The organism is Streptomyces sp. NPDC052236 (assembly GCF_044548015.1).
GTDB lineage: Bacteria > Actinomycetota > Actinomycetes > Streptomycetales > Streptomycetaceae > Streptomyces.
Window position 1 is genome coordinate 157,122 of record NZ_JBIUBL010000004.1, and the last position, 22,565, is coordinate 179,686.

22 protein-coding genes and 2 tRNA genes are annotated in these 22,565 nt (G+C 68.8%); 7 read left to right on the forward strand and 17 right to left on the reverse strand.

The annotated features are described in order from the left end of the window. Positions 1-290: 290 nt before the first annotated feature. A complete protein-coding gene (gene pepN, locus ACIHCQ_RS09480; RefSeq protein WP_399659518.1) occupies positions 291-2,879 on the reverse strand; it encodes an aminopeptidase N in 2,589 nt (862 codons plus the stop codon). Positions 2,880-3,028: 149 nt separating this feature from the next. Between pepN and ACIHCQ_RS09485 the strand changes: the two genes are divergently transcribed. Both ACIHCQ_RS09485 and ACIHCQ_RS09490 read left to right on the forward strand, forming a co-directional pair. Further along, the gene (locus tag ACIHCQ_RS09485; protein WP_399659520.1) at positions 3,029-3,673 is read left to right on the forward strand and encodes a DsbA family protein; all 645 of its coding nucleotides are present in this window, start codon (positions 3,029-3,031) and stop codon (positions 3,671-3,673) included. Positions 3,674-3,723: 50 nt separating this feature from the next. Further along, positions 3,724-4,380, forward strand: a complete 657-nt coding sequence (locus ACIHCQ_RS09490) for a hypothetical protein (RefSeq protein ID WP_399659523.1) — start codon at positions 3,724-3,726, stop codon at positions 4,378-4,380. Between the two features lie 40 nt (positions 4,381-4,420). Here ACIHCQ_RS09490 and ACIHCQ_RS09495 read toward each other — a convergent pair whose 3' ends face one another. The 3 genes from ACIHCQ_RS09495 to ACIHCQ_RS09505 all read right to left on the reverse strand — a co-directional run bounded on the left by ACIHCQ_RS09495 (position 4,421) and on the right by ACIHCQ_RS09505 (position 7,771). Next, positions 4,421-5,062: a superoxide dismutase gene (locus ACIHCQ_RS09495; RefSeq protein WP_399659526.1), complete on the reverse strand. Its 642-nt coding sequence runs from the start codon at positions 5,060-5,062 to the stop codon at positions 4,421-4,423. A gap of 87 nt (positions 5,063-5,149) precedes the next feature. Then, positions 5,150-6,226: a glycerophosphodiester phosphodiesterase family protein gene (locus ACIHCQ_RS09500; RefSeq protein ID WP_399659529.1), complete on the reverse strand. Its 1,077-nt coding sequence runs from the start codon at positions 6,224-6,226 to the stop codon at positions 5,150-5,152. A 135-nt stretch (positions 6,227-6,361) separates the two neighbouring features. Beyond that, a complete protein-coding gene (locus tag ACIHCQ_RS09505; RefSeq protein WP_399660019.1) occupies positions 6,362-7,771 on the reverse strand; it encodes an amino acid permease in 1,410 nt (469 codons plus the stop codon). A 252-nt stretch (positions 7,772-8,023) separates the two neighbouring features. Here ACIHCQ_RS09505 and ACIHCQ_RS09510 point away from each other — a divergent pair, with 252 nt between their 5' ends. Then, positions 8,024-8,608: a biotin transporter BioY gene (locus tag ACIHCQ_RS09510; protein WP_399659532.1), complete on the forward strand. Its 585-nt coding sequence runs from the start codon at positions 8,024-8,026 to the stop codon at positions 8,606-8,608. On the opposite strand, the gene ACIHCQ_RS09515 is transcribed toward ACIHCQ_RS09510, so the two are convergent. After that, positions 8,589-8,657, reverse strand: coding sequence for a hypothetical protein (locus ACIHCQ_RS09515; protein ID WP_399660022.1), 69 nt, complete (start codon positions 8,655-8,657; stop codon positions 8,589-8,591). The genes ACIHCQ_RS09510 and ACIHCQ_RS09515 overlap by 20 nt on opposite strands. Positions 8,658-9,306: 649 nt before the next feature. Beyond that, the gene (locus ACIHCQ_RS09520) at positions 9,307-10,758 is read right to left on the reverse strand and encodes an amino acid permease (RefSeq protein ID WP_399659535.1); all 1,452 of its coding nucleotides are present in this window, start codon (positions 10,756-10,758) and stop codon (positions 9,307-9,309) included. Positions 10,759-10,916: 158 nt separating this feature from the next. On the opposite strand from ACIHCQ_RS09520, the gene ACIHCQ_RS09525 reads away from it, so the two are divergent. Further along, positions 10,917-11,402, forward strand: coding sequence for a ribose-5-phosphate isomerase (locus tag ACIHCQ_RS09525; RefSeq protein WP_399659538.1), 486 nt, complete (start codon positions 10,917-10,919; stop codon positions 11,400-11,402). A 2-nt stretch (positions 11,403-11,404) separates the two neighbouring features. Next, positions 11,405-12,214 carry an Fpg/Nei family DNA glycosylase gene (locus tag ACIHCQ_RS09530; protein ID WP_399659540.1) on the forward strand — a complete coding sequence of 270 codons (810 nt, stop codon included), beginning with the start codon at positions 11,405-11,407 and terminating at the stop codon, positions 12,212-12,214. Positions 12,215-12,255: 41 nt separating this feature from the next. Here ACIHCQ_RS09530 and ACIHCQ_RS09535 read toward each other — a convergent pair whose 3' ends face one another. The 7 genes from ACIHCQ_RS09535 to ACIHCQ_RS09565 form a co-directional block, all read right to left on the reverse strand. Then, complete coding sequence (locus tag ACIHCQ_RS09535) at positions 12,256-12,561, reverse strand: helix-turn-helix domain-containing protein (protein ID WP_399659543.1); 306 nt, start codon at positions 12,559-12,561, stop codon at positions 12,256-12,258. Then, on the reverse strand, positions 12,558-12,944 hold the full coding sequence (locus tag ACIHCQ_RS09540; RefSeq protein WP_399659545.1) for a type II toxin-antitoxin system RelE/ParE family toxin: 387 nt from the start codon (positions 12,942-12,944) through the stop codon (positions 12,558-12,560). Before ACIHCQ_RS09540 ends, ACIHCQ_RS09535 begins: the two co-directional genes overlap by 4 nt. A 99-nt stretch (positions 12,945-13,043) precedes the next feature. After that, positions 13,044-14,336 carry an ATP-dependent Clp protease ATP-binding subunit ClpX gene (clpX, locus tag ACIHCQ_RS09545; protein ID WP_399659547.1) on the reverse strand — a complete coding sequence of 431 codons (1,293 nt, stop codon included), beginning with the start codon at positions 14,334-14,336 and terminating at the stop codon, positions 13,044-13,046. Between the two features lie 145 nt (positions 14,337-14,481). Then, positions 14,482-15,174: an ATP-dependent Clp protease proteolytic subunit gene (locus ACIHCQ_RS09550; protein ID WP_399659549.1), complete on the reverse strand. Its 693-nt coding sequence runs from the start codon at positions 15,172-15,174 to the stop codon at positions 14,482-14,484. 49 nt (positions 15,175-15,223) lie between these two features. Then, the gene (locus ACIHCQ_RS09555; protein WP_399660024.1) at positions 15,224-15,829 is read right to left on the reverse strand and encodes an ATP-dependent Clp protease proteolytic subunit; all 606 of its coding nucleotides are present in this window, start codon (positions 15,827-15,829) and stop codon (positions 15,224-15,226) included. A gap of 269 nt (positions 15,830-16,098) precedes the next feature. After that, complete coding sequence (gene tig, locus ACIHCQ_RS09560) at positions 16,099-17,544, reverse strand: trigger factor (RefSeq protein ID WP_399659551.1); 1,446 nt, start codon at positions 17,542-17,544, stop codon at positions 16,099-16,101. Positions 17,545-17,732: 188 nt separating this feature from the next. Continuing rightward, a tRNA-Pro gene (locus ACIHCQ_RS09565) sits at positions 17,733-17,809 on the reverse strand. A 154-nt stretch (positions 17,810-17,963) separates the two neighbouring features. Here ACIHCQ_RS09565 and ACIHCQ_RS09570 point away from each other — a divergent pair. Further along, positions 17,964-18,034, forward strand: a tRNA-Gly gene (locus ACIHCQ_RS09570). Positions 18,035-18,128: 94 nt separating this feature from the next. Here ACIHCQ_RS09570 and ACIHCQ_RS09575 read toward each other — a convergent pair. Further along, a complete protein-coding gene (locus tag ACIHCQ_RS09575; RefSeq protein ID WP_399659553.1) occupies positions 18,129-18,323 on the reverse strand; it encodes a hypothetical protein in 195 nt (64 codons plus the stop codon). A 433-nt stretch (positions 18,324-18,756) separates the two neighbouring features. Here ACIHCQ_RS09575 and ACIHCQ_RS09580 point away from each other — a divergent pair, with 433 nt between their 5' ends. Further along, positions 18,757-19,947, forward strand: a complete 1,191-nt coding sequence (locus tag ACIHCQ_RS09580) for an acyltransferase family protein (RefSeq protein ID WP_399659555.1) — start codon at positions 18,757-18,759, stop codon at positions 19,945-19,947. On the opposite strand, the gene ACIHCQ_RS09585 is transcribed toward ACIHCQ_RS09580, so the two are convergent. The 3 genes from ACIHCQ_RS09585 to ACIHCQ_RS09595 form a co-directional block, all read right to left on the reverse strand. Continuing rightward, entirely contained in the window at positions 19,933-20,397 is a 465-nt protein-coding gene (locus tag ACIHCQ_RS09585; protein WP_399659557.1) for an HD domain-containing protein, read from the reverse strand. The genes ACIHCQ_RS09580 and ACIHCQ_RS09585 overlap by 15 nt on opposite strands. Before the next feature lie 22 nt (positions 20,398-20,419). Then, positions 20,420-21,280 (reverse strand): ABC transporter ATP-binding protein, encoded by an 861-nt coding sequence (locus ACIHCQ_RS09590; RefSeq protein ID WP_399659560.1) that lies wholly within the window; start codon positions 21,278-21,280, stop codon positions 20,420-20,422. Between the two features lie 134 nt (positions 21,281-21,414). Continuing rightward, positions 21,415-22,560, reverse strand: coding sequence for a PP2C family protein-serine/threonine phosphatase (locus tag ACIHCQ_RS09595; protein ID WP_399659562.1), 1,146 nt, complete (start codon positions 22,558-22,560; stop codon positions 21,415-21,417). Between the last annotated feature and the right edge of the window lie 5 nt (positions 22,561-22,565).

Genomic DNA, 22,565 nt, shown 5'->3' on the forward strand with positions numbered 1-22,565 from the left:
GCATGGGCCGGGAATTCCGGCCCCTCCGGTGTTTGAGGTGCGGGGGTTTTGGGGTTGGGGGGCGGCGTCTCCCGGCATGGGCCGGAAACTCCAGCCCCTCCGGCGATTGAGGAGCGGGGTTCGGGGCAGCGCCCCGACAAGGACCCGGGCCATGCCCGAGGGCTCAGGCCAGGACCTCGCCTCCCGACCGCGCCGCTCCCGCCGGGGCGTGGGTGCCCCGCACCCCACCGTTTCCTCGGGGGGCCGGGGGCCCGCCCCCGGTTCAGGGAAAAGGGCGGGTAGGGGAAAACTCAGGCTCCGCAGCCCGACGCCCCGTCGCACGCCTGGCCCCGCAGCCCCCTCGCCAAGTCGTCCCTCGCCTCCAGCACCAACCGCCGCAGCGCCGGCGCCGCCCCCTCGTGCGACGTCAGCCACGCGTCCGTCGCCGCCAGCGTTTCCTCGTCCGCCTGCAGCGACGGGAACAGGCCCCTCACCACATCCATCCCGATCTGGATCGACCGCTCCGACCACACCCGCTCGATCGCCTCGAAGTACTTCGGCACATACGGAGCCAGCAACTCCTCCTGCCCCACCTGCGTAAACCCCGAGATCGTCGCCCCCACCAACGCGTTCGAGAGCTTGTCCGACTTGACCACCTGCGCCCACGCCTGGTCCTTCACCGCCGCCGACGGGCGTGCCGCCAGGCAGCGGACCTGGTGCTGTTTGCCCGAGGCCGTGTCGTCGCGCGACAGCTCCGCCGCGAGCAGCGGCTCGTCCGCCGCCCCATGCGCGGCCAGCGGCTCCAGGAACGCCCAGCGCAGCTCCTGGTCCACCTCAAGACCGTCGATCTCGGCCGTACCGTCCAGCAGGTCCCGCAGCAGCTTCAGGTCCGCCGCGGACGTCGACGTCGACGCGAAGAACCTCGCCCACGTCAGCTGGTGCTGGCTGCCCGGCTCCGCCCGCCGCAGTTCGCGCAGCGCGCCCTCCGCCAGCAGCCGGCCGCTCTCCTCGCGCCATTCCGGCGTGGCGTAGTGCACCTGCGCCGAACGCGCCCACGCGTGCAGCGTCTGGAGCACCCCGACCTCCGACTCCCGCCCCCCGAACCGCAGCACCAGGTCGATGAAGTCCCGCGCCGGCATCAGCGCGTCCCGCGTCAGGTTCCACAGCGCCGACCAGCACAGCGCCCGCGCCAGCGGGTCCGTCAGGTCACCAAGACGCGCCCGCAGTGTCTCCAGCGAGTACTCGTCGAAGCGGATCTTGCAGTACGTGAGGTCCTCGTCGTTGACCAGCACCAGGTCCGGCCGGTCCGCGCCGGTCAGTTCGGCCACCACCGTCCGGGGCCCGGCCACGTCCACCTCCGCCCGCGCGTAGCGCAGCAGATGCCCGTCCGACCACCGGTACAGGCCCACCGCCACCCGGTGCGGGCGCAGTTCCGGATGCGACTCGGCCGCCTCCTGGAACACCGCCAGTTCCGTGATTCTGTTGCCCGCGTCGTACGTGACCACCGGCGTCAGCGAGTTGACCCCGGCCGTCTCCAGCCAGGAACGCGACCACGCCGTCATGTCCCGCCCGGACGTCTCCTCCAGCACCGACAGCAGGTCGCCCAGGCGCGTGTTCCCGTACGCGTGCCGCTTGAAGTAGCGCCGCGCGCTCTCCAGGAACGCGTCCCGCCCCACATACGCGACCAGCTGCTTCAGCACGGACGCGCCCTTGGCGTACGTGATCCCGTCGAAGTTCAGCTTCGCGGCCTCCAGGTCACGGATGTCCGCCGTGACGGGATGCGTCGACGGCAGCTGATCCGCGCGGTACGCCCACGACTTGCGGTTATTGGCGAACGTCACCCACCCGTTGGTGAACCGCGTCGCCTCCACCAGCGAGAACGAGCCCATGAAGTCCGCGAACGACTCCTTCAGCCACAGGTCGTCCCACCAGTGCATGGTGACCAGATCGCCGAACCACATGTGCGCCATCTCGTGCAGGATGACGTTGGCCCGGCGCTCGTACGACGCCTGCGTCACCTTCCCCCGGAAGACGAACTCCTCCCGGAAGGTCACACACCCCGGGTTCTCCATCGCGCCGATGTTGTACTCCGGCACGAACGCCTGGTCGTACTTCCCGAAGGGGTACGGGTAGTCGAAGTGGTCGTGGAAGAAGTCCAGCCCCTGCTTCGTCACCAGGAAGATGTCGTCCGCGTCGAAATGCCTGGCCAGCCCCTTGCGGCAGAGCGCGCCGAGCGGGATCTCCAGCGTCGTCCCGTCGTCGAACGTCCGGGTGTAGACATCGGTCTCGTAGTGGTACGGACCGGCGACGACCGCCGTGATGTACGTCGGGATCGGCTTCGTCTCCGCGAACTGCCACACGCCGTCCCCGTCCGGCGCGCCCTCCCGGTTGCTCCACACGGTCCAGCCCTCCGGCGCGGTCACCGACAGGCGGAACGGCGCCTTCAGGTCCGGCTGTTCGAAGGTGGCGAAGACGCGGCGCGCGTCGGCGGGCTCGTAGTTCGTATAGAGGTAGACCTCGCCGTCCTCCGGGTCCACGAAGCGGTGCAGACCTTCACCCGTACGGCTGTACGCGCACTGGGCGTCCACGACCAGCACATTCTCCGCCGCGAGGCCGTCCAGCGCGACGCGCGAGCCGTCGAAGACCGCGTCCGGGGCCAGCGACCGGCCGTTCAGGGTCACGGCGGTGACCGAGGGCGCCAGCAGATCGGCGAAGGTCGTCATCCCCGGCGCGGCGGAGCGGAAGCGGATCGTCGTCACCGAGCGGAAGGTGCGCGGACCGGAATCCTCCGGAGCCTCCCCGACGGCCGAACGCAGGTCGAGCGTCACCTCGTACCCGTCGACGGACAGCAGCTCTGCCCGCCGACGGGCCTCGTCGCGGGACAGATTCTCACCGGGCACGGGCACTCCTTCGTGTCTCGTTCGAACAGCAACGATCCTCGCATGGGCATCTGGCCCCCGGTATCCGGGAATCGCGCGGTGACCGCGGGCGTTGCCGTTCGAGACGTACGCGTTAAGTCACCACCCACATGAACACGTTACGGAGAGACATGTCCGAGAACGGCAAGCCCGGTAAGACGCCCGCCGACTTCTGGTTCGACCCGATCTGCCCCTGGGCCTGGATGACCTCCCGCTGGATGCTCGAAGTGGAGAAGGTCCGCGACGTCGAGGTCCACTGGCACGTGATGAGCCTTGCCGTGCTCAACGAGAACAAGCTCGACGAAGTCCCGGAGCGGTACCGCGAGCTCATGCAGCAGGCGTGGGGTCCGGTACGGGTCGTCATCGCGGCGCAGCAGAAGTACGGCGACGAGGTCATCGGCAAGCTCTACACCGCGCTCGGCACCCGCATCCACAACCGCGGCGAGGGCCCCACCGCCGAGGTCATCGCCGCCGCGCTGGAGGAGGTCGGCCTCCCGGCGGAGCTGATCGAGGCCGCCGACTCGGACGCGTACGACACCGAGCTGCGCGCCTCCCACAAGGAGGGCATCGACAAGGTGGGCCAGGACGTCGGCACCCCGGTCATCGCCGTCCCGGGCGCGGACGGACAGCAGGTCGCCTTCTTCGGGCCGGTCGTCACCCCCGCGCCGAAGGGCGAGGACGCGGCGAAGCTGTGGGACGGCACGCTGCTGGTCGCCTCCATCCCGGGCTTCTACGAGATCAAGCGCACCAGGACCGCCGGCCCGATCTTCGATTGAGTTCACGGCCTCGACGGGCGTCCGCGCGCGAGTCGGTTTAGCGTCCCCCTATGGAGATTGGCAGGGACGGCGGACGCGAGAACCCGGCCCTGCCCGGCGACAACGCCGAGCACGGCACCCTGCCCGCACGTTTCCCCGACCGGGGCGTACGGGCGGTGTGCCGTGCCCTGGCGGCGCTCTGGTGGCTCCTCGGCCTCCGCCGGGCGGCCGCCCTGCTGCGCCACTACGTCTCCGCCACGGGTGCTCCGTACTCCGTCGACGCCCGCGCCCTGCTCGACCTGCCACCGGTCCGCGAGGCGGTCGTCACCCAGCTGGCCCACTGGCGCGCCGAGGCCCTGGCGCGCGGCGTCCCCGGGACCCACCCGGCGGACAGCGGCTGGCGCGACATCCGGATCAGCCGCCGCGACAGTACGGACTGGTGGCTGGCCCTGCGCGGCCTCCAGTACCGCCTGACGGGGACGATCGTCCTCGCGCGGGACGGCTCGGCCCGCGCCGACTGCCGCCTGTCGGTCCACAAGCACTGGAAATTCGACCGGGGCGGGTCGGAGTGCGGCGTCCCCTTCACGCCTTTCGCGCGGCTGCACGAGACGGGCCTGGCCCGGGAGTTCACGGTCCTCGGCGAGTGCGCGGGCCTGCGTGGCGAAGAACCCCCGCGAGTCATGTCCTCGCGGGGGTCCTTCGTCATTCCGCCCGCAAGTGAAGGCTGAGAAGACGATCACGAGCGGGACGACCGGGTGTCCTACGGGACTACGGGACCAGCAGCAGGTTGTTGGCGCGCAGCTTCGCGGACGCGTAACGCTTGGCCACGTCCTGCCAGTTCACGACCTCCCACATCGCCTCGATGAAGTCCACCTTCTGGTTCTTGTACTGGAGGTAGAAGGCGTGCTCCCAGGCGTCGAAGACGAGGATCGGGACCGAGCCCTGGCCGACGTTGCCCTGGTGGTCGTAGATCTGCTCGACGATCAGACGGCCGCTGACCGGCTCGTAGGCGAGGACGCCCCAGCCCGAGCCCTGGGTGGTCGCCGCCGCCTTGGTCAGCTGGGCCTTGAAGCCCACGAAGGAGCCGAACGACTCGGTGAGCGCGTCCGCGAGCTCACCGACGCCGTCCGCGGCGAGGGGCTCGCCGCCGCCTTCGCCCGTCATGTTGTGCCAGTAGATGCTGTGCAGGATGTGGCCGGAGAGATGGAACGCGAGGCTCTTCTCCAGCCCGTTGATCGAGCCCCAGGCCTCCTTGGAACGTGCCTCGGCCAGCTGTTCGAGGGTGTCGTTGGCGCCCTTGACGTAGGCCGCGTGGTGCTTGTCGTGGTGCAGCTCGATGATCTGCGGGTTGATGACGGGTTCGAGCGCCGCGTAGTCGTACGGAAGCTCGGGAAGCGTGTACGTGGCCATGTCCGGTCGGTCCCTCCCACTGCTTATTGCACATCTTATGCAAGTGCACGCTAGCAGCAAGAGGGTTCCGGGATATGCCGGAGATGATCAGGCCCTGGCGATCATCGCGAGGTCCGGGAAGTCGGTGACCACGGCGTCCACGCCCAGGCCGTAGTGGAGGGCGTACTCGGCGAACGCGTCCCCGAAGTCGTTCGGACCCGCGCCCCGGCGCAGCGCGGCCGGAAGGAACTGGTTCTCCGCGCGGAAGGTGTACGCGCCGACCTTCAGCCCCGCCGCGTGCGCGTCCGCCAGCAGCGTCGACGGCGCGATCAGCGACGACTTGTCCGGGCCGATCCAGTCCGCGTACTCCGCGATCTCCCGCAGCCCCGCCGGGGTCATCATCCGCGCGTACGTCGTCGGGTGAGCGAACGGGCCGCCGGTGGTGCCGAGCGCCTGCCACAGGGGCAGCCGCAGGCGCGCCTCGGCGACGCGCAGAAGACTGGACGGCTCGAAGGACTGGACGACGCAGTCGCGGGCGTCCAGGCGGTTGCGCCTGATGACGCGGATCAGCTCCGGCTCCAGCGGGAGGCCGATGGAGCGGAAGTACGTCGGGTGCTTGGTCTCGGGGAAGACCGCGATCCGGCGGCCGTGCTGCCGGGACAGGGCGCGGGCGAGATCGATGACCTCCTGGAAGGTCATGATCTGCTGGCGGCCGTCGAAGACGGTGTTGCGGTTGCGGACGAGCGGCAGGCGCTCGACGGCGCGCAGGGTCTTGAGCTCGGCGAGGGTGAAGTCCTCGGTGAACCAGCCCGTCACGGCCCGCCCGTCGACCGTCTTGGTGGTGCGGCGGTTCGCGAACTCGGGGTGGAGAGCGATGTCGGTCGTCTGCGAGATCTCGTTCTCGTGGCGGACGACCAGCACATGGTCCTTGGTGGGGACGAGGTCCGGTTCGATCCAGTCGGCGCCGGCCTGGGCGGCGAAGGTGTACGAGGCGGCGGTGTGCTCGGGCCGCCAGCCCGCCGCGCCGCGGTGGCCGATCACCAACGGGCGGGCGGGGTGGGGTTTCTGACTCTCGGCAGCGGCAGCGGCAGCGGTGGCGGTGGCGGGTAGTGCGGTGGCGGCGGTAACCGCGCCCGCCGTGAGGAGGATCGAGCGGCGTCCCGGCAGTGCGGACCGTGCGGACATACGGGTCTCCCTGTTCAGGTCTTCCGTGGTGGGGGGTGCTCTGCCACACAGTCGCCACACCGGGTTGCCGCAAAGGAGCCGGAGAGTGTCCACGTCATGTCCTGCGTGCGCGGGCCCTGGCACGCCACCCCCACCTCACCGCCGGGAACGGGACCGCTGGAGCGCGTAGCCGGCCGCCGCCAGCGCCAGCGTCAGACCGCCCGTCCACAGCAGCTGCAGCCGGGTGTCGGCCTCGCGGGCCATCAGTACGAAGATGGCGGCCATGCCCGCCAGCGCCACCCACGTCAGCCCCGGGTACAGCCACATCCGCACCACCAGCTTCTGAGGCGACTCGCGCTCCAGCCGCCGGCGCAGCAGCAGCTGGGAGACGGCGGTGAAGGTCCAGACAACCAGGATCACCGCGCCGATCATGTTCAGCAGCCACTGGAAGATGTCGTCGGGCCGCCAGTAGCTGAGCAGCACACAGCCGAAGCCGAAGAGGGACGAGAACAGTACGGCGGTGCGCGGGACGCCGTTGAAGGTGCGGCCGAGCGCCTTCGGGCCCTGGCCGCGGCTGACCAGCGAGCAGGCCATGCGCGAAGCGCCGTACACATTGGCGTTCATCGCGGAGAGCAGGGCGACCAGCACGACGAGGTTCATGATTGGCCCGGCGGCGGGAATGCCCAGGTGGTCGAGGGTCGCGACGTACGGGCCCTTCTCGACCACCTTCGGGTCGTCCCACGGCACGAGCGTGACGATGACCGCCATGGAGCCGATGTAGAAGAGCGCGATGCGCCACATCGCCGTACGGACGGCCTTGGCGACACCCTGGACCGGGTGCTCCGACTCGGCCGCGGCGATCGTGACCGTCTCCAGGCCGCCGTATGCGAAGACCGAGGCCAGCAGGCCGACGACGAGGCCCTCGGAGCCGTGGGGCAGGAAGCCGCCCGCGCCGGTGAGGTTGGCCGTGCCGGGGGCGTCGGAGCCCGGCAGGATGCCCAGGATCGCCAGCACGCCGATGCCCAGGAAGACCGTGATCGCGCCGACCTTGAGCGCGGCGAACCAGAACTCGAACTCGCCGAAGTTCTTCACGGCGGCCAGGTTGGTCACGCAGAACACCAGCATGAACAGGGCGACCCAGGCCCACTCCGGGGTGCCCGGCAGCCAGCCCGTCATGATCTTGGCGGCGCCGATGCCCTCCAGGCCGACGGCCACACAGAGCAGAAACCAGAACGACCAGCCCGCGGTGAAGCCCGCCCAGGGGCCGATGGCCCGCTCGGCGTGCACGGAGAAGGAGCCGGACGCCGGGTTCGCCGCGGACATCTCGCCGAGCATGCGCATCACCAGCATGACGAGCAGGCCGGATATCGCATAGGCGATGACAATGGACGGGCCCGCGGCGGCGATGCCCGCGCCGGAGCCGACGAAGAGCCCGGCGCCGATGACGCCGCCGAGCGCGATCATCGACAGGTGGCGTTGCTTGAGTCCGTGCGAGAGCGGGGCGTCGGCCTGCGATCGGTCGGCCGGCGATCGGTCGACGGGCGCGGGCGCGGAGTTCCGAGACATGGGCATGCCCTGTTCAGTAGCGGAGGGGAGTGGCAGCAGCTTGGCAGGGTCCCGCTGACAGGGAACAGATGTCCGCTATACGGGCACGATGCTCACACAAGGTGAACACTCCCATACGCCGCACCCGCGCCACCTGTGCGAACACCACCAACTCGTCACCCACCGCTTTGTGCTCGCCCGATAGCGATCGGCCGATTCCCGTGGGTTAGCGTCAGCCTGTCCCGCACGCGCCCTACCCCTTGTGGAGTCCTGATGAGTACTGCTTCCGTCACCTTGCGTCCCGGAACGGTCCTCGCCGACCTGCTGCCCGCCTCCCGTACGCGTGACATCGCGCTGGTGATCGGCGGCGCGGCGCTCACCGGCATCGCCGCGCAGCTCTCCGTCCTGGTCCCCGGCTCCCCGGTCCCGGTCTCCGGGCAGACCTTCGCCGCGCTCCTCGTCGGCACGGCGCTCGGCGCCCGCCGCGGCTTCCTCTCCCTCGCGCTGTACGCGGTGGTCGGCATGGCGGGCATGCCGTGGTTCGCGGAGGGCGCCTCGGGCTATGGGATGCCGTCCTTCGGCTACATCCTGGGCATGCTCCTCGCCGCCACGGTCGTCGGCGACCTCGCGCGCCGCGGCGCGGACCGCTCGGTCCTGCGCACCGCGGGCGCGATGGCCGTCGGCTCCGTGATCATCTACGCGGTCGGGGTGCCGTATCTGGCGCTGGCCACCGGCATGTCGTTCGGCGCGGCGGTCTCCGCCGGCCTGGTGCCGTTCCTGATCGGGGACGCCCTGAAGGCGGCCCTGGCGATGGGCGCGCTGCCCACCGCGTGGAAGCTCATCGGCCGCCGGGGCTGATGCTGTCGTTCCGCCGGAAGAGGTTCGCCGGGTCGTACCGCGACTTGATCCCGGCGAGCCTCTTCTGCGTTCCGGCGTCGTAGAGCCCTTTCCGTCGCCGGCGCGCCGCCCAGGTGGTTGGTCTGCGTCACGCACCACATGGGCGACTCGGGCCCGGTCGGCGCCAGCAGCCGCCGCGCCGTACGCGACCCGGATGGAGGCGGTGTACCGGCCGCGCAGTTGCTCCGGGATCATCGGCAGGTCCGGGAAGACCATCACCGCCGGCGACGATGTCAGCTCGTCCGGGACTGTTTCGGTCCACTCCGGATACGTACGCAGAGCATCCTCGACCAGCTCGTCACCGAAGGGGACCGAACCGCCGTACAGCCGGGTCACCGGAATCAGACCGATATCGATCGCGGTCACCACGCCCAGGTTGTGCCCGGCGCCGAGCAGAGCCCAGTACAGATCTGGGTCGCTCTCGGGGGTGGCTGGGCCAACCAGCGTCCGGAGGGACGTGCTCACACGGGCCGACGGCTTGCCGACCGGCACCAGGGCACGATCACGATTGGCAATGCCCGGCATCTCACCAGGCACGAATCATGAGGAAACCTCAGGATTGCTCAGCCAATCAGAGACGCTCCCCGCGAAGCCGATCGGCTTCGCGGGGAGCATGGCTCCAAAACCTGACGGATGCCGTCAGGTTTTGGGACCAGGTTTCAGACCAGGTCGTCCACCTTGGTGTGGTCACGCTTGCCGAGCTTCTCGCGGCCCACTGCCACGGCCACCACGACCGCCGCCACCGCCATCGACAGCAGCACCTGTTCCCGCGCGTCGCCCCCGTCGTAGACCATGTAGCCCAGCACGAACACGATCATCGCGATGGTCAGCCACGTGAGATACGGGAAGAGCCACATCCGTACGACCAGCTTCTCCGGCGACTCGCGCAGGATGATCCCGCGCATCCGCAGCTGCGTGACACAGATGACCAGCCAGACGAACAACGCGACCGCGCCCGACGAGTTCAGCAGGAACGCGAAGACCGTGTCGGGCCACTTGTAGTTGAAGAAGACGGCGAGGAAGCCGAAGACGACCGAGCCGAGGATGGCCGCACGCGGCACACCCCGCGCGTTCGTCCGCCCGAAGGCCTTCGGCGCGTCGCCGCGCCGCCCCAGCGAGAAGGCCATCCGCGAGGCGGTGTACAGCCCGGAGTTGAGGCAGGAGAGCACCGCCGTCAGCACGATCACGTTCATGATCTGCCCGGCGTGCGCGATGCCGATCGAGTCGAGGGCGGCGACGTACGAGCCCTTCTCGAGAATCGACGCGTCGTTCCACGGCAGCAGCGTCAGCACCACGAAGATTGATCCGAGGTAGAAGACGCCGATCCGCCAGATCACGCTGTTCGTCGCCTTGGAGACCGCCCGCTGCGGGTCCTCGGACTCGCCCGCCGCCAGCGTCACGATCTCGCTGCCCATGAAGGAGAAGACGACCATCAGGACACCGGTGAGAATCGCGCCCGCGCCGTTCGGCATGAACCCGCCCGCGTCGGTCAGATGCGCGAAGCCCGCGCCCGGGTTGTCCGAGCCGGGCAGCACCCCGAAGACCGCGAGCACACCGATCAGTACGAAGGCGCTGATCGCTACGACCTTGATGCCCGCGAACCAGAACTCGAACTCGCCGTACGAGGCCACGGACGCGAGATTCGTCGCCGTCAGCACGACCATCACGATCAGCGCCCAGCCCCACTGCGGGACCGCCGGCATCCAGCCTTCGAGGATGAACGCTCCGGCCGTCGCCTCGACCGCCAGCACCACGACCCAGAAGAACCAGTACAGCCAGCCGATCGAGAACCCGGCCCAGCGGCCGAGCGCGCGGTCCGCGTAGGCGGAGAAGGAGCCGGAGCTCGGGTTGGCGGCAGCCATCTCGCCGAGCATCCGCATCACGAAGACGACCAGCGTGCCCACGAGCGCGTACGAGAGAAGGATGGCCGGGCCGGCCGCCGCGATGCCGGAGCTGGAGCCGACGAACAGCCCGGCGCCGATCACGCCGCCGATGGCGATCATGGACAGGTGCCGGTTCTTGAGCCCGGCCTGGAGACCGTCGGAGGGCTGCGGGTTACCGGTTGTACCGGCCTTTCCGCCTTCCTTCGGGAGGGTCTGCTGCGAGTTCATGGACGATTCCTTAGGTTTGAGTCCACTCGTTGTACGAGCACCCGCATTCAAACGTTTAGCTCTCCGCTACGGAACCCCTGACTCCGGATCGTTAACTGAGGGCATCCGTGCCCGCCCCCCTGATCGCAGCCGTCCCGCCCACATGCCACACTCGGACCATGCGCGTGCACCTCGGTTCCGACCATGCCGGATACGAACTCAAGAACCACCTCGTGGAGTGGCTCAAGGCCCACGGCCACGAGCCCGTCGACTGCGGGCCCCACGTCTACGACGCCCAGGACGACTACCCGCCCTTCTGTCTGCGGGCCGCCGAGAAGACGGCCGGGGACCCGGAAAGCCTGGGCATCGTGATCGGCGGCTCCGGCAACGGCGAGCAGATGGCCGCCAACAAGGTCAAGGGCGTGCGCTGCGCACTGGCCTGGAGCGAGCAGACCGCCGAGCTCGGCCGCACGCACAACGACGCGAATGTCATCGCCATCGGCGGCCGGATGCACACGCTGGAGGAGTCGACCAGGTTCGTCGAGATCTTCCTCACCACGCCGTACTCCGGTGAGGAGCGTCACACGCGCCGCATCGAGATGCTCTCCCTGTACGAGACCACCGGCGTGCTCCCCCCGATCCCGGCGCATCACCCGCAGGTCTGAGCGTGCCCGAGGGCCATACGATCCACCGACTGGCCGCCGACCACCACGACAGGTTCGGCGGCCGTCCTGTGTGCGCGTCCAGCCCGCAGGGGAAGTTCTCCGACAGTGCGGCGCTGGTCGACGGCCAGGTGCTGGAGACGACCGAGGCGCACGGCAAGCACCTCTTCCTCGGCTTCGGCCCGCTCGGCTGGATCCATATCCACCTCGGCCTCTTCGGCAAGGTCACCTTCGGCGCGACGCCCGCGCCGCCGCCCACGGACACGGTCAGGCTGCGTCTCGCCGCGCCCACGGCGTACGTGGATCTGCGCGGCCCGACGACCTGCGCGCTGATCACGGACGGCGAGAAGGACGCGATCCACGCCCGCCTGGGTCCGGACCCCCTGCGCGCGGCTGACGACCCGGACCGCGCCTGGGCCCGTATCTCCCGCTCCCGTACGACGGTCGCCGCGCTGCTGATGGACCAGAAGATCATCGCGGGCGTCGGCAACGTCTACCGTGCCGAGGTCCTCTTCCGGCACGGCATCGACCCCTACCGCGAGGGCAGGGACCTCGGCCGCGCGGAGTGGGTGGCGATCTGGCGGGACCTGGTGGAGCTGATGCGCGAGGGCGTACGCAACAACCGCATCGACACGGTCCGCCCCGAGCACATGCCCGAGGTGATGGGCCGCGCACCGCGGGTGGACGACCACGGCGGCGAGGTCTACGTCTACCGCCGGGCGACGATGCCGTGCCATATCTGCGGAGCCGAGATCCGCACGTCGGCTCTGTCGGCCCGCAACCTTTTCTGGTGCCCGGGCTGCCAGTCCCGCTAGCCGGCGAGGTGCCCCTTTCACCCGTAGGTCGCCTGGCCCCGTTAGAGCCGGATGGACCGGTTGCCCACCGTAGCCAGTATCGTCAGCTCTCCGCCGATGGCTTCGAGGTAGGCGGCCATCGTCGATGTATCCAGACGAACCCCTCCGCGCTCGATCTGGCTGATACGCCCCTGGGTCACACCCATGGCCTGCGCGACCTGGGCCTGCGTCATTCCCTGAGCTTTCCGGAGCGACGCCAGCTCATGTCCCCGCTCCGCATCGACCATCTCCCGCTTGATGGAGTCGATGCGTTCACGCTTCTCCGGGGTGATGTCTGACCTGAGGTCGGCCATGCTGCCGAGCTTCATGATTCGTCCTCCTCCTTCAGGGCTTCAAGGTAAGCGTTGTACTTGGCATCGGCCTCTTTGATCGCCTTGGGATACCAGGCCGCCCACTGCCGACCGCTCGCCTTGTTTCCCGCCACGAGAAACACTGCTCGTCGCACTGGATCGAAGATGAACAGCATCCGGATATTGACGGAGCTCCCGTTGCGCGGGCGGAGTTCACGCATATTGCGGAACTGACTGTTCTCGATGGCCCCCACGGTCGGACGTCGCAGCGCTGGTCCCGACTCCTGGAGTCGCTCCAACGCGGCGATGACGTGATCGTGACTATCCGGATCCTCCTTGGCGAGCGTTCGAATCCATTCCAGGACATCAGCGAAGAACCTCAACTCGTACGGACGGTCCACTTCAAAAATATTAGCAGGACCTAATGTTCGGTCGCAACGAAGGGGCGCCCGGCCAGGTGGACTGGCCGGGCGCCCCTTCGGCGTCGTATGCGTGTACCGCTACGCGGACTTCTCGTGCCGGCCGTCGTTCTTCACGATCCGCGGCTCGCGCGGGACGAGCGTCGGGTTCACATTGGACAGGACAACGTCCTGGGTGATGACCACGCGGGCCACGTCCTTGCGGGACGGGACCTCGTACATCACCGACTGCAGGACCTCTTCCATGATGGCGCGCAGGCCGCGCGCGCCCGTGCCGCGCAGGATGGCCTGGTCGGCGATGGCCTCCAGCGCCGGGAGGTCGAATTCCAGCTCCACGCCGTCGAGCTCGAACAGCCGCTGGTACTGCTTCACCAGCGCGTTGCGCGGCTCGATCAGGATCTTCAGGAGCGCTTCACGGTCCAGGTTGTGGACCGAGGTGATGACCGGGAGGCGGCCGATGAACTCCGGGATCATCCCGAACTTCACCAGGTCCTCCGGCATGACCTCCTGGAACTGGTCGCTCGCCTGGATCTCGCGCTTGGAGCGGATCGTCGCGCCGAAGCCAATGCCCTTCGCGCCCGCCCGCGACTCGATGATCTTCTCCAGGCCCGCGAAGGCGCCGCCCACGATGAACAGCACGTTCGTCGTGTCGATCTGGATGAACTCCTGGTGCGGGTGCTTCCGGCCGCCCTGCGGCGGGACCGACGCCGTCGTACCCTCAAGGATCTTCAGCAGCGCCTGCTGAACGCCCTCGCCCGACACGTCCCGGGTGATCGACGGGTTCTCGCTCTTCCGCGCCACCTTGTCGATCTCATCGATGTAGATGATCCCGGTCTCGGCCTTCTTGACGTCGTAGTCGGCCGCCTGGATGAGCTTGAGGAGGATGTTCTCGACGTCCTCGCCGACATACCCGGCCTCCGTCAGCGCCGTCGCGTCGGCGATGGCGAACGGGACGTTCAGCATGCGGGCCAGCGTCTGGGCGAGCAGCGTCTTGCCCGAGCCGGTCGGCCCGAGCAGGAGGATGTTCGACTTCGCCAGCTCGATGGCGTCCTCGCGGCTCGCGCCGCCACCGTTCTCACCGGCCTGGACGCGCTTGTAGTGGTTGTACACCGCCACGGAGAGGGCCTTCTTCGCGGGCTCCTGCCCGACGACGTACCCCTCGAGGAACTCGTAGATCTCGCGCGGCTTGGGGAGCTCCTCCCACCGCACCTCGGAGGTCTCGGCGAGCTCCTCCTCGATGATCTCGTTGCAGAGATCGATGCACTCGTCGCAGATGTACACACCGGGCCCTGCGATGAGCTTCTTCACCTGCTTCTGGCTCTTTCCGCAGAACGAGCACTTGAGCAAGTCGCCGCCATCACCGATGCGTGCCACGAGGTGCTTCCCCTTCGCCTGGGAGCAGCTTGGTTCAGCCGACTCCTGGTGCCTCATATCCGACGGTACCTTGCCTGGCCCCTCGTTCGGGCCCCCCTTGGCGCGGTTCACATGGTCGTGCGCCGCGCCAAGGGCGTCGGCCCGGTCAGGCCGGCACGGCGGCGGTGATCTTGCGGGTCGAGACGATCTGGTCGATCAGGCCGTACGCGAGCGCGTCCTCGGCGGTCAGGATCTTGTCGCGCTCGATGTCGTCACGGATCTTCTCGATCGGCGTGGTGGAGTGCCTGGCCAGCATCTCTTCGAGCTGCTGGCGCATCCGCAGGATCTCGTTGGCCGCGATCTCCAGGTCGGAGAGCTGCTCACGGCCGGTCTGCGAGGACGGCTGGTGGATCAGCACACGGGCGTTCGGCAGGGCCATGCGCTTGCCCTTGGTGCCGGCCGCGAGGAGCACGGCCGCGGCGGAGGCCGCCTGGCCCATGCACACCGTCTGGATTTCCGGCTTCACGAACTGCATCGTGTCGTAGATCGCGGTGAGCGCGGTCATCGAGCCGCCGGGGCTGTTGATGTAGACCGAGATGTCACGGTCGGGGTCCATCGACTCCAGGCACAGCAGCTGCGCCATGACGTCGTTGGCGGAGGCGTCGTCGATCTGGACTCCGAGGAAGATCACGCGCTCCTCGAAGAGCTTCGCGTACGGGTCGTACTCGCGCACACCCTGCGACGTGCGCTCCACGAAGCGCGGGACGATATACCGGTTCTCGACCTGCGGGCCGGTGTAGAGGCCACTCGCGGCGTGCGAAGCATGCGAAGAGAAGTTGCTCATGTGGGTGTTCACCATCCTGGGGCGTTCGTTTGACTGAGGCGGGCTACGGCAGAGGGCTGAAGGCTCAGGCCCCGGTGCCGCCGCCGCCCGGAACGCCCGAGGCGGCAGAGATGATCTCGTCGATGAGGCCGTACTCCTTGGCCTCTTCGGCCGTGAACCAGCGGTCGCGGTCACCGTCGCGGATGATCGTTTCGACTGTCTGGCCGGAGTGCTGGGCGGTGATCTCCGCCATGCGCCGCTTCGTACGGAGCAGGTACTCGGCCTGGATCTTGATGTCGGAGGCGGTGCCTCCGAGGCCGGCGGACCCCTGGTGCATGAGGATGTCGGTGTTGGGAAGCGCGAAGCGCTTGCCCGCGGCGCCGCCGGTCAGCAGGAACTGGCCCATGGAGGCCGCCATGCCCATGCCGATGGTCACCACGTCGTTCGGGATGTACTGCATGGTGTCGTAGACCGCCATGCCCGCCGTCACCGAGCCACCGGGGCTGTTGACGTAAAGGAAGATGTCCTTGTCGGGGTCCGCGGCAAGGAGCAGCATCTGCGCCGTGATCTTGTTGGCGATGTCATCGTCGACCTGCTGGCCGAGGAAGATGATGCGCTCGCCGAGCAGTCGGCTGTAGACCTGGTCACCGAGGCCACCACCGAGGGACGGCTCACCGGCGGCGTAAGGCATCAGATTCGTCACGTATCCACCTGCTCGTCTCTGACGGCTTCGGCCGTCTCAGCGTCTTCGTACCGGGGACGGGGCTCGTGTGGCTTGCCTCGCCTCGTACTCATGGACCCTAACGCGCTGGTAGGCGGGGGCCATCCCGCTTCCAGGGCTGTTCGCTCGGAGCGCAAGGTGAGCGCAGGGTAGTTGACCGGCGGGAGTACGACTCCGGGCCCCGGGCGCGTGTCGCGTCCAGGGCCCGGAACAAGGGGGCGTACGGGTCAGCGCGGGGCTCAGGCCTCGGGCTTCTCCGCGGGCTTGTCGCTCTCCACAGTCGCGGCGGCCTCGACGGTCTCAGCGGGGGCCTCGACGGTCTCGGCGGCCTCAGCCGCCTGGGTGGCCTCGTCCTCGTCGTTCTCGTCGTCGTACTCGTCGCTGAGGTCGACAACCTCACCGGCGGTGTCCACGACCCTGGCCGCCTCGACAACCACCGCGAGCGCCTTGCCGCGGGCGACCTCGCCGACCAGCATCGGCACCTGGCCACCCTCGACAACGGCCTTGGCGAACTCGTCCGGGCTCATGCCGGAGGAGGAGGCGCGCCGCATGAGGTGCTCGGTGAGCTCCTCCTGGTTGACGTTGAGCTTCTCCTTGGTGACCAGCTCGTCAAGGATGAACTGGGTCTTGATGCCCTTGACCGCCTGCTCCCGGGTCTCGGCGTCGAACTCTTCCTCGGTCTTGCCCTGGATCTCCAGGTACTTGCCGAGGTCGATGCCCATCTGCGCGAGCTGGTGGTTCACCAGGTTGTGCTTGCGGGTGTTGATCTCGTCCTCGAGAAGCTTCTCGGGGATCGGGACCTCGGTGAGCTTCAGCAGCTCGTCCAGCACACGCTCCTGCGCCTGCGTGGCCTGGTCGTACTGCTTCATGTTCAGCAGGCGCTTGCGGCTGTCCGCCCTCAGCTCCTCGAGGGTGTCGAACTCGCTCGCCATCTGCGCGAAGTCGTCATCGAGCTCGGGCAGCTCACGGGCGGCGACCGCGGTGACCTTGACGGTGACCTCGGACTCCTTGCCCTCGGCGCTGCCCCCCTTGAGCTCGGAGGTGAAGGTGGCCTCTTCGTCGGCCGACAGGCCGGTGACGGCCTCGTCGATGCCGTCGAGCAGCTCGCCGGAGCCGATGGTGTACGAGACGCCACTGGCGACGCCGTCCTCCAGGACCTCGCCGTCGACCTTGGCCTCGAGGTCGATCGTGATGACGTCGCCCTCGGCGGCGGCGCGCTCGACGGGGTTGGTGGAGGCGAAGCGCCCACGCAGGTCCTCGACGGCCTTGTCCACGTCCTCGTCGCTGACCTCAACGGCGTCGACGGTGACCTCGATGCCGGAGTAGTCCGGGATCTCGATCGTCGGACGGATGTCGACCTCGGCGGTGAAGGAGAGCGACTCGCCGTCCTTCAGCTCCGTGATGTCCACATCGGGCTGGCCGAGCGGGTTCAGCTCAGCCTCGTTGACCGCCTCGGTGTAGAGCTTCGGGAGGGCGTCGTTGACAGCCTCCTCCAGCACCGCGGGACGGCCGAACCGCTGGTCGATGATCCGGGCCGGGATCTTGCCCTTACGGAAGCCCTTGACCGTGACCTGCTGGTTGATCTTTTTGTACGCCGCGTCGAGGCTGTCCTTGAGCTCCTCGAAGGGCACCTCGACTGTGAGCCGAACCCGAGTCGGGTTCAGGGTCTCCACGGCGCTCTTCACGGTTCGGTCTCCTTGGTGGCTGATTCTGGGGTTCTGCCGCGTCCGCCGGATGAGAGGCGGTGCAGCGGATTCGGCCCGCTTTTTCGTCGGAATCGTGTCGACTCGTCAGGCATACGGGCACGCAGCTTGCATAGTAGCGGCAAGCGGGATGAGCCCCACAATGCGATCTTGAGGAGACGTCGTGGTGGTGGTCGGGGTGGCCGGATTCGAACCGACGACCTTCCGCTCCCAAAGCGGACGCGCTACCAAGCTGCGCCACACCCCGTCGGTGCGACACGTAGGGTACATGGCCGCAGGCGGCGTGGCTGCCGCATTGTCCGCCAGAGAGTGCGGGAGCTGATGGGGTGTGCGCCACCGCCCCCGGACCCGCTACGATGCTTTTCGTGCCGTGGCCCTCGTGACCTGCGGTGCGGTCTTTTGCGGGCGTAGCTCAATGGTAGAGCCCTAGTCTTCCAAACTAGCTACGCGGGTTCGATTCCCGTCGCCCGCTCTCCAGCAGGATCCGTAGCGCCTCAGGCCCGGCTCGGTGGTTGATCACCCGAGCCGGGCCTGAGGCGTTCTCCGGAGCGTGCGGAGGGACCGGGTCAGAAGTTGATCTCGTTGATGGTTTCGGCCAGCGAGTCGAGGAATCTCTGGATCGACGGCGCCATGCCCGTCGAGGCGAGAAAGAAGCCGAAGAGCACCGCGACGACGGCCGGTCCGCCCTTGAGGGATCCGCCGCGAATCAGCACAACAAGGACTATTGCCAACAGCAGCACAACAGACAGTGAAATGGCCACAACTGATCACACCCTCGGTCGGTCCGCCTTGCCCGGCCCGGCAGCGTGCGGCCCCGCACACCCCCGCCATGACCATCGTGCCACCAACAGCGCCGTACATGCCCCTCGCTGACGAATCGTCGACGGCGGGATCGCGCCAGCCGCACGGCCGGCGTGGCCCGAAGTGCCTCCCACGCAGGGGCCACCCCGCCCGGCGGGGTGAAATACCGGTTGAAATTCGGCCTGATCGTTTCCATGTCCGCACAGCGCGGTCACGACAAATTCAAAGATAAACGGTGAGTTAATTCACCTCGTCGTAACAGTGCAACAAAATGCCCCATTTAACGGGGATTAAATGGGGCATAGCGGGCGGTTGGCGACTGTTTCCGAATCGAATGGGGGACATGCCTGGGAGGTTTTACGAAACCGATTCGGCGCGGCTAGGGTGCGGCAGATGTTCCACGCTCCGCATGGATATCAGAGGGCCCCGCTCCCCACGGCCCGGGAGTCGGAGCCCGTCCCTACGACGCAGAGAATCGGGCAGGCGCGTACACCGGTGGCCGACGCGCCGGCCGAACCGGCCGAGAAGTCCACCCCGAAGCCCGCCCCGAAGTCCACCAGGCGAGACGCCTACTTCGACAACGTGAAGTACCTGGCGATCATGCTCGTGGCGGTGGCGCACGCGTGGGAGCCGGTGATGGAGGGCAGCCGGGCGTCCCGGGCGCTCTACATGCTGATCTACACCTTCCATATGCCCGCCTTCATCATCGTCTCCGGCTACTTCTCACGGAGCTACACCGGCCGGCCCGACCAGATCAGACGGCTGCTGACCGGGATCGCCCTGCCGTACGTGGTCTTCGAGGTGGTGTACTCCCTCTTCCGGCGGTGGGCGCAGAACGCCCCCGAGCAGCCGATCAGCCTGCTCGACCCGTTCTATCTGACCTGGTTCCTGGCGGCACTGTTCATCTGGCGGCTGACCACTCCGCTGTGGCGGCTGATCCGCTGGCCGCTGCCGGTCGCGCTCGCCCTGGCCTCGCTCGCCGCCATGACCCCGAACATCGGCGCCGACCTCAACCTCCAGCGCGTACTGCAGTTCCTGCCGTTCTTCGTGCTGGGGCTGTGTCTGAAGCCCGAGCACTTCCAGCTGGTGCGGCGGCGCGAGGTGCGGCTGCTGGCGCTGCCGCTGTTCGCGGGCGTGGGCACCTTCGCCTACTGGGTGGCGCCCCGGATGAACCTGGGCTGGTTCTACCGCTCCAGCGCGGCGCAGGACCTGGGCGTGGCGTGGTGGGCGGGGCCGGTGATGACCTTGGCGTTCTTCGGGTGCGCGGTGCTGCTGGCGGCCGGGTTCCTCGCCTGGGTGCCGCGCCGCAGGACCTGGTTCACGGTGCTGGGGGCGGGGACCATCTGCGGCTATCTGCTGCACGGCCTGCTGATCAAGGCCGCCGACTACGGGCACGTCTTCTCGTCCAACGCGTGGCTGTCCACACCGGGCGGCGAGATCGTGGTGACGGTCGTCGCCGCGGGCGCGGTGACACTGATGTGTACGCCGCCGGTGCGGCGGGCGCTGCGCTGGGTGACCGAGCCGGACATGACGTGGGCGTTCCGGCGCGACGCGACGGAGCTCGGGCCCTCATTCCGGCGCTGAGCCCCGCAGTCCGAGGAGGCCGCGTACCTTCGCGTACTTCGCGGTCAGCCGCGTCCGCGTCGCCTCGTCCAGCACGGCGAGCCGCGCCGGATCCGCGTTGTGCGCGAGATCGGCCTCCTTGACCAGGAGCGCGCCGGGAGTGGCCAGAATCCGGCGGGTGTAGTCCTCCAGTTTCTCGCCCTCCCGTTTGGTGAGGGCGAGAACCATGTCCTTGACCGGCTGCGGGAGCGGCGCCGCTTCCAGCCACTCCCGGGGGAGCGCCTCGTCCTCCACGGAGTCGTGCAGCCAGCCCGCTGCGATCTGCTCGTCGCTCCCGCCCCGGGCGCGTACGCCCTCGGCGACGGCGGCGAGATGCTCGGCGTACGGCCGTCCCGCCTTGTCCGTCTGACCGGCGTGGGCCGCGCGGGCGATGGTCTCCACCTCGGCCAGGCTCAGGATCTTCTGCACCATGCATCCGACCCTAGCGGCAGTGTTAAGCGGCTGCTCCCGCGAAGGCGGGCGCGGTCAGGGACGTCATACGCGTCGCGATCTGCTCGGCACTCGCGCGCGGCAGGCTGTCCGCGATCGCGCCGTCCGCGAGGAAGAGGACGCGGTCGGCGTAGGCGGCGGCCGTCGGGTCGTGGGTGACCATGACGACGGTCGCGCCATGGGGGTACCCCCTGCTCGAGCGAAGCCGAGAGCTTGGGGGAGAGTCCACCGCCGAGCGCAGCAGCGCGAGGACCTCCGCGGCGGTCGTGGTGTCCAGCGCGCCCGTGGGCTCGTCCGCGAAGAGCACATCGGGCTGTGCGATCAGCGCGCGGGCTATCGCGACCCGCTGCTGCTGGCCGCCGGAGAGTTCGGAGGGGCGGCGTGTCCCCTTGTCGGCGAGACCGACCTGCGCGAGCGCGTCGGCGGCGCGGCGGCGGCCCTTGCCGCGGGTGACGCGGTGACCGGCGAGGCGCAGCGGGAGCAGGACGTTCTGCTCGACGGTCAGCGACGGCAGCAGGTTGAACGCCTGGAAGACAAAGCCGAGGCGGGTGCGGCGCAGCTCGGTCAGCCTGTTCTCGCTCATGCTGGTGATCTCGGTGCCGTTGAGGTGCACGGACCCTGAGGTGGGCCGGTCGAGCCCGGCCGCGCACTGGAGGAACGTGGACTTGCCGGAGCCCGACGGGCCCATCACGGCGGTGAAGCTGCCGCGCGGCAGGGCGAGGTCGATGCCGCGCAGGGCGTGTACGGCGGACGCCCCACGGCCGTACTGACGGCGTACGTCACGGAACTCGACGGCCGCACGGCTGTAGGGCGCTGCCGTCGCGTCGTCGCTCTCGTGCCCGCGATTGGTGCGTCGTAGCCCCATGGTGTCGTCCGCCTTCCGGTGCGTGATCGCTGGTCGATGCCACGAACCTACGGATCAGGGGGCTGACCGGGCCATGACGGCTGCTGGCGGATCGGGGGTGGGGACAACCCCACCCCCCGCCGGCAGGGTGCCAGTCAGGCCTTGCGGCAGAGCAACAGCAGCGCCCGGTCGTCGTTGACGTCCTTCGCGACCGCCTCGATCAGATGCCAGGCCGCTCCCTCGAACCCCGAGGACACATAGCGGTCGGCCTCTCCGGTGAGCCGGTCGATGCCCTCGCTGATGTCCCGGCCCGACGCCTCCACCAGGCCGTCCGTGAACAGCATCAGCACATCGCCGGGGGCCAGCGTGCCCTTGACCGGGTCGAACTGCGCACCGTCGTAGATGCCGAGCAGCGGGCCCTCGGTGTCCTTCTCCTCCCAGCGTCCGCTGCCCGCGTGGAGCTGGAGCGCCGGAAGATGGCCCGCCGACAGCAATTCGTAGTCCCCGGAGTCCAAGTCCAGGACGAGATGGATGGAGGTGGCGAACCCCTCGTCCCAGTTCTGGCGGAGCAGATAGCCGTTGGCCGCGGGCAGGAAGCCGTGCGGCGGCAGCGAGCCGAGCAGGCCGCCGAACGCGCCGGAGAGCAGCAGCGCGCGCGATGCCGCGTCCATTCCCTTGCCGGATACGTCGGTGAGTACGACCTCAAGGGTGTGCCCGCCGTTCGTACGGGCCGCGACGACGAAGTCGCCGGAGAAGGACTGGCCGCCGGCCGGGCGCAGCGCCATCTCGCGGTGCCAGCCCGCCGGCAGCGGGGGCAGGGCGCTCTGCACCCGGATGCGTTCGCGCAGGTCGAAGAGCATCGTCCCGCCGCGCCGCCACGGGACGCCCACCCGGGCCCTGAACTGGGCGATGAGCAGCCCGAAGAAGCCGCAGGCCGCGACGGTCAGGACCGTGCCGGGGGTGACTCTCGCCGGGCCCGCGGTGTACGGGCCGAGCACGACCGACTCGACGATCAGGGCCGCGGCGGCGGACCCGTACAGACCGAGGAGGCTCGCCGGGCGCAGCAGTAGCCCGCCCGCCACGATCGGGAGGACCAGCGCCGCCGGGGAGACCCATACGGGCACCACGATCGTGCCCCATGTGAACGCCGGGATGGTCAGCAGCAGCGCGGCGAGCGCGATCCAGTCGGAGCCGTCGCCGCGGAAGTAGTCGACCCCGGATTTGCGCAGGGCGATGCGTGCCCGGTGCACTGTCTTGTGCAACCGGGCGGCGAATGAGTTTGTCGCAGCGCCACGAGCCATTGTCG